This is a genomic window from Pseudomonas borbori (genome assembly GCF_900115555.1).
In the GTDB taxonomy this organism is placed as follows: domain Bacteria; phylum Pseudomonadota; class Gammaproteobacteria; order Pseudomonadales; family Pseudomonadaceae; genus Aquipseudomonas; species Aquipseudomonas borbori.
Genome location: NZ_FOWX01000070.1, coordinates 1 through 6,221 on the forward strand (window position 1 = coordinate 1; position 6,221 = coordinate 6,221).

General features: G+C 48.8%; 5 protein-coding genes and 1 pseudogene. 3 read left to right on the plus strand and 3 right to left on the minus strand.

From position 1 onward, the window contains the following. Positions 1–429: pseudogene (locus tag BM315_RS23705) on the minus strand (hypothetical protein); the annotation flags it as partial. A 207-nt stretch (positions 430–636) separates the two neighbouring features. Next, positions 637–885, minus strand: coding sequence for a hypothetical protein (locus BM315_RS23710; protein ID WP_244527376.1), 249 nt, complete (start codon positions 883–885; stop codon positions 637–639). A gap of 542 nt (positions 886–1,427) precedes the next feature. Between BM315_RS23710 and BM315_RS24570 the strand changes: the two genes are divergently transcribed. The 3 genes from BM315_RS24570 (at position 1,428) to BM315_RS23720 (ending at position 4,775) form a co-directional block, all read left to right on the plus strand. Beyond that, positions 1,428–2,018, plus strand: coding sequence for a hypothetical protein (locus BM315_RS24570; protein ID WP_141124030.1), 591 nt, complete (start codon positions 1,428–1,430; stop codon positions 2,016–2,018). A 250-nt stretch (positions 2,019–2,268) separates the two neighbouring features. Next, positions 2,269–3,756 carry an ATP-dependent nuclease gene (locus BM315_RS23715; protein WP_090506106.1) on the plus strand — a complete coding sequence of 496 codons (1,488 nt, stop codon included), beginning with the start codon at positions 2,269–2,271 and terminating at the stop codon, positions 3,754–3,756. Between the two features lie 269 nt (positions 3,757–4,025). Beyond that, the gene (locus BM315_RS23720) at positions 4,026–4,775 is read left to right on the plus strand and encodes a tetratricopeptide repeat protein (RefSeq protein WP_090506108.1); all 750 of its coding nucleotides are present in this window, start codon (positions 4,026–4,028) and stop codon (positions 4,773–4,775) included. A 684-nt stretch (positions 4,776–5,459) separates the two neighbouring features. On the opposite strand, the gene BM315_RS23725 is transcribed toward BM315_RS23720, so the two are convergent. After that, entirely contained in the window at positions 5,460–6,218 is a 759-nt protein-coding gene (locus tag BM315_RS23725; protein WP_090506110.1) for a transposase, read from the minus strand. Positions 6,219–6,221 lie beyond the last annotated feature (3 nt).

Consider the following 6,221-nt stretch of genomic DNA (forward strand, 5'->3'; position numbering starts at 1 on the left):
GTCTAGCGGCTCTCTGTGCTCGGTGTACTCGCCGACAGCGCTGCTAAAGCCAATGGTGAGGAATCTAGGCTTCTGAGCCACCACAGGGGCAGGCCTGGTGTAGCTGGTTACCCCAAACCCATCGGGGTTCAAGGATTGGGCGATCAGGTAATCACGAACCACCAATGGCATATTCCAAGGCGCGGCACGCCCATGTGCCAGAAACGTCATTGGTGTTTGCCCAGGAATCTCCACCAAGGCGATCGCTGCCGCAGTTTCCTCAGGGATCGTCTCTGGAAGGCCAGCACTTGCCGCATTCCAATGACGGTAGCCCAGCAAATGGCTGAGTTTCTCTTGATGTGCAGATAGCTTGCTGCTTTGACCAAGGGCTTTGGTCGTTGAATGCAGGATTTTGGCTAGTTCAAGGACTTGCTTGCGAGATAGTGACATACGGGGCTTCCTCAGATCTGGTTTGCATCTGCTCCCCCGTTCCAGACGATTCAAAGATCGTAGGATTGACCCAATGTATGGTTTGACGCGATCCGCTGACGCGGAGAAAGGAAGGCATTCACCGTGGCGCAAGTTGCGCTGGGGAAGGGCAGGGGCTTCCGGAACCTGCTTTCAGGTTATGTCCTACCCGACGAAGATGCAACTGTGTTATTGCCCCATCGAGATGGCCTGCTGAATAATCGGCGCAACCGTCGCCTCAGTGATACCGCGCTCCTGACAGTATTTCGAGCAAAGCCAGGCCGATACTGACTTCTGCCCTTTGCTGGCGTTGCAGCCACGGCAACAGAGAGCAATGTTTTCTCTGGTGATGATCGACGCGTCGTTGATGATGTGTTCCCAGCTCGGGGAGAGCTTGGCTGATTCCTTCGGGGACAAGAAATCAGTGCCGCAGTACACGCATCTTGTATCCCTGGTCCTGACTTTCTTCTCAAGCCAGGCTGGGATGTTCCAGTTGTTTGCCACTTGGATGCCTCAGACAGTTGGAGTGCTTCCGGACTAGCCGATGACCTGAAAGGAGGGTGTGCTGATTTTTGTGTAATTCAGGCGGGTTTTAGCCGATTTCAGGCTAATGCGACAGGCTCAAAGCGGCCAAGAGCAGTCATCGCCTTTCTACGAAATCAGGTGCAATTCCATTTGTTGGACAATAACCTCAACCAATATTGCGTCAACAGCATCTGCAGTTAGAAAGTCAGGCTTTTCTAGTGGGCACAAGATGCATCGGGCTCTCCCAAAATGGAGACGAAACGAGTCACCTGTGTAGGATTTCGGTTTGACACCCTGCGCGATTCATGCGGCCCGCATTGCGCCGCCGCTGCGCATCAATTAATTTAATGGGAATGAAGGTGCAGAAATCACCCCACTCATGCGCGAAATCTATTTCTCGGATGCTCCCAAACAAAAAAAACACCTTGAATCACTATTGGTTACAGGAAATAGCAATGAACAAATGGAGTTGTGCCCCTCTCATCATTTCAGTTCTTGTCTGCTCTCAGTCAGTTTATGCAGAAATTTTTAAATGTAGTGGCTCTAACGGGGTCACCTTTCAAAGCACAGCATGCGATGTCAAGGTGGTTGAAAAGGCAGAGGCCAAAACCCTGACGGACGAAGAATTGCGTGACGTGATTCAGGCTGAATACATAGCAGAACGCAACTCAAGAATTGAAGCAGAAAAAGCCAAAATTATAGATGATGAGAATAGGACAGATGAAAACGGATTAAATGCTGAAGGCCGGCGCAGAATGGCAGGCCGAATTGCCCTGGTGTCTGCTTGTGTAAAGCATCAGCAAGACTGCACTGTTCAAGATGTTGCAAATGCAGTTCAATTCATGAACTTGGGTCAAGTCGAGGCACTCCTTGGAAAAGGAAAATCCAAGATAAGGCTAATTGAATATTTTGACTACAGCTTTAGCCTTAAATCCGGTGTAAATATTAATAACTTTACCTTGGAAATATTCTATCAGCTGCCAACAGCTAGCACTCCAAATGATAAGAGGCCTGTGTATGAAATGAGGGCTCGAGGCCGAAGATAGGCTAGCTCTGTCATTTATGCCTTCACGCCTTATTGGAAGGCTGATCAGCCACTACGGCACTATTCGCCATCGGTCGGATGATGCCCATCACTGACGAGCGCTTTTGGCCGAAATCGAACTGTCGCCAGCAACCCCTTACGGCCAAGAGCTGACCCACGCTCCTAACGGCCTCCAAGAGGCTAGCGCGCGGCACTGGTAATATGGTGGTGCTTCAACATAATCATCTGAAAATAGGCAATGGGGCTGTACGATGGAGCGTAGTGAAATCAGAGAATCGAGAAAAATCGCCTTGCTCAAGAAAGTCCGTGAGCACGATTATGGAAAGTACTTGTATAAAGCAAGTATTCAGCGGATTCGAGGATTTGCCGGTGAGGACATTACTTTTGAGTTTCCAGTTACGGCACTCATCGGGCCTAACGGTAGCGGAAAGTCTTCCGTTTTAGGTGTCGCAGGTTGCGCATACAAACCCATCAAACCTGGATATTTTTTTCCTAAAAGCGCCATTGGTGATGAGTCTATGTCTGGATGGCGAGTCGAGTATGAACTCGTAGACAAAGTACTCAACCAGCGTCAACTGGTCAAAAGAAGTAGCAATTTCAGACAAGCGAAATGGGTTCGGGGCGAAGTAGCGGATCGAGTTGTTCTTTTCTTCGGAATTGAGCGCACCGTACCTGCTGGAGAAAAAACTCGGTTTAAAAAGCTGACTAAATCATCTTATGTACACCAAGGTGAACTTTTGTCTCTTGACGCGGAAGTAGCGACTCAAGTCGAACACGTTCTTGGAAAAGCTGTAACTGAATTTCGTATTACCGATGTGGGCCAAGACGACCTTTTCTTAATCGGAAAAAATGGCGACCAGCAGTATTCGGAGTTTCATTTTGGAGCTGGCGAGTCATCCATCATCAGAATGATCAGTGAGATTGAGCAAGCTCCCACAAACTCACTTATTATCATTGAAGAAATTGAGAACGGTCTCCATCCAATCGCTACACGTCGTATGGTCGAGTACCTCATCGATGTTGCTGAGCGGAAATCCGTGCAAACAGTGTTCACAACGCACAGTGACTATGCACTTTCCCCTTTGCCTAATGAGGCAATCTGGGCGTGCATTTCAGGCAAGCTCAAGCAGGGAAAACTATCGGTTCAGGCTTTGAGAGCTGTATCAGGCCGTGTTGATAGAAAGCTCGCCGTTTTTGTTGAGGATGATTTTGCAAAAAATTGGGTCGAAGCGATCCTTCGAGAAAAGCTTGGCGCTGAATTTGAGCAAGTGGAAATTCATGCGGTTGCTGGGGACGGTACAGCCGTCAGTACGCACAGAAGCCATGTCCGTAACCCTGCAATTTCTTTCAAATCGCTTTGTATTATCGATGGCGACTCTGAGCAACAAGGTGATGACGACCCCGAAAGTGGCATTATCCGGCTACCTGGTGCACAACCTGAGATAAGTGTTTATGACGATATTTTATCTAACATCGAACGAGACATAGCGATCCTAACAGTGTCCTGCCAGCGACCTCCGGAAGCGCAAGCGGAGGTCAGGTCAGCCATGGAAGAGGTTATGAGAACCAATAGAGACCCCCACTTACTCTATGTCCAATTGGGACTGAAGATTGGTTTCGTATCTGAAGTGATAGTCCGAGGGGCATTTTTCGCCCTTTGGGTGAGAAATAATCCTGATTTTTGCAACGCGCTAGCGACACGAATCCATGTGCTGGTTCAAGAGCCGGAAGCCGCATAGTATTTCTTTAAGGAGGCTCTGAAAAAGCTCACCTTTTTCGAATTTGTAGGCCTGTAAGTCGCGCGGTGAATTGCCACTAGTTTCGTAGACCCTCTCCAGGCCTCAGTCTGGAGAGGGTCTAGAAAACCAGGGGCGATTCAGGCCTCAGATTCGTGTCGTTCAAAATCGGACATTCAGAACATGTTTCTCTCATGCAACCTGGTGCCAGTTACAGTAGGATGCTCTACTGGTGAAATGTGGAAGCCCCCTTCAATTGAAAAGGATTGCGTATGCACATCAGCAAAATCGGAATCGTTTTAGCTTTATCGTATGTAATTCTGTCTGGCTGCGACAAATCTACAGAGCCTGATAAAGAGTTCATAGAGGGAATGAATTACTACCACGGCAATGGCGTCCCAGTCGATTACAACAGAGCCATTGAGCTACTTAATATTTCTGCCGAAAATAATAACCCTGCAGCTAAAACAGCTCTCGGAGATATGTATTTCTACGGGCATGGCGTGGCGCGGGACTATAAGATATCGAAAGAATGGTATTCCAAAGCTGCCATCCAGAATTTTCCGCCGGCTCAGATCAGAATGATTTATTTTGCAAATGATTTTGAGGAGAAGATAAAGATACTTTTACCCCTTGCGGAGCAAGACAACTTCGAAGCTCAGTATCAGCTGGGGGCGCTGTACCAAGGTGCCGGAATAACCGCTGGCCCCGCGAGCCAACAGTATTTTGATAGGGCAATAAAGTGGTTCCGAACTGCTGCAGAAAAGGATAAATATGCGCTGATTAGCTTGGCACTTATGTATCAGAATAGCTGGGGTGTTCGAGGCGATAAAGTTGCGGCATACGCGCTATTGAAGACTGCAGAGATGGCTGGCTATGGGGACGCTGCCAATTTCGTCCTCGACTCATTGAAGGAAGAAATGAATCCAATGGAAATTGAGGATGGGATTACCTTATCGAAGCGCATGGAAAATGTCGACGCGCTAGAAGTACTTGATCAGTACTTGGCTAAATACGAATAGGGCATAATGTCTCTCTTATTGGCTCACACAGGCGCCCAGTGCTGCTATGAAATAAAATTCATACTGTATTTTTCTCATGTAGCGAATAGTTTGGCCCTAAGTTTAAGCATGGCCTCCCACGCAGGAGTATATCTCATGCGCGCTGACTTAATTTCCTAGTTATCGTAGATTTCTTAGCGCTCAGACAGTAAATTTCCCATGTTGGCCGACCCCGTCCTTGCGCGATTGGCTAAAAGCGACAATGTAGCTGCATTTTGTAACAAGCGGAAATCGACCCAATGCAGACATGCAAGACCTATGGTCATTCCGCGTGACTAACTACCCGAGCCCTCTCATCATAATTAAGATGAGATACGCTAAGTACATCCATTCAATTGTATGGTTACGAGCGTACAGAAGTCTACCAGAGAACAACTCATGATAAATCTGAATATTATATATAATTTCTGCCCCCGCAACTAAGTAGTGATGAACTGAAGCGCGAGCTGGAATTCATCAGTCGATCTGGCTCGGAATGACTGCTTCTGGCCCAGAGCGTGTAAAAACACTTTCGTATCTTGTATGCCTCAGCCAGTGCTCCTGGGCGTGGCGATTTCCCGAGCATTTGCCAAGATCAGCGCCGGTAACACGTGAGAGCGTTTATGAAGCACTTTGGCGCTCTTGCAGCAGCCAAAGTCGAGGCTTTTACGCCGCCATCGCCTTCAACAAGCCTTCGGTACCGATGATTTTCATCACCCGCTTCAGGTTGTAGGCGAGCACGTTCAAGCTCATCTCCGCACTCACCCCGTTCAGTTTTCGAGTCAGGAAGTGCGTTGCCCCCATCCATTGTTTGAGCGTCCCGAAGGGATGCTCAACAGTCCGTTTTCGAACCCGCATCATCTCTGGTGCTTGGTTCAACCGACGCTGCATTTCCTCCAGCACAGCTTCATGCTCCCAGCGCCTTACTCGACGATTTGTGCTTGGTGTGCACTGGGTTTTCAGCGCGCAACTCTGGCACTTAGAACTCCAGTAACAGTGCATATTCATGCCTTTTTCGCCAAACAACCCCAACTGCTGGCAGAGCAAAACGAACTGGCGGCAGACGCCGCGAATGGCCTTGCTGTTGTCTTTTCGGAAGTTGGCGATGGTCTTGAAATCGGGCATCAAACGCCCGGTTAGCCACATGAGTTCGACGTTGCGCTGGGCTTCTCGCTCAAGACGTCGGCTTGATTGAATGCGGTTTAGGTAACCGTAGATATAGATCTTCAGGAGGATCGCAGGGTGGTAGGCCGGTCTGCCGGTTTCGGCTGGAATGACGCCATCAAAACCTAGCTTGGCCAAGTCGAGTTCATCGACGAAGACATCAACCACCCGTACCGGGTTGGTATCGCTGACGTAGTCATCGAGGCTCTCGGGAAGTAAGGTGCTTTGCCCTCGGTGCTCACCCTGGATAAACCGTTTCATGGG

What these genes read in the sequence shown, in the direction of transcription:
- BM315_RS23725 (WP_090506110.1), bottom strand. Translation starts at nt 6,218, where the DNA reads ATGAAACGGTTTATCCAGGGTGAGCACCGAGGGCAAAGCACCTTACTT.
- BM315_RS23720 (WP_090506108.1), top strand. Translation starts at nt 4,026, where the DNA reads ATGCACATCAGCAAAATCGGAATCGTTTTAGCTTTATCGTATGTAATT.
- BM315_RS23715 (WP_090506106.1), top strand. Translation starts at nt 2,269, where the DNA reads ATGGAGCGTAGTGAAATCAGAGAATCGAGAAAAATCGCCTTGCTCAAG.
- BM315_RS24570 (WP_141124030.1), top strand. Translation starts at nt 1,428, where the DNA reads ATGAACAAATGGAGTTGTGCCCCTCTCATCATTTCAGTTCTTGTCTGC.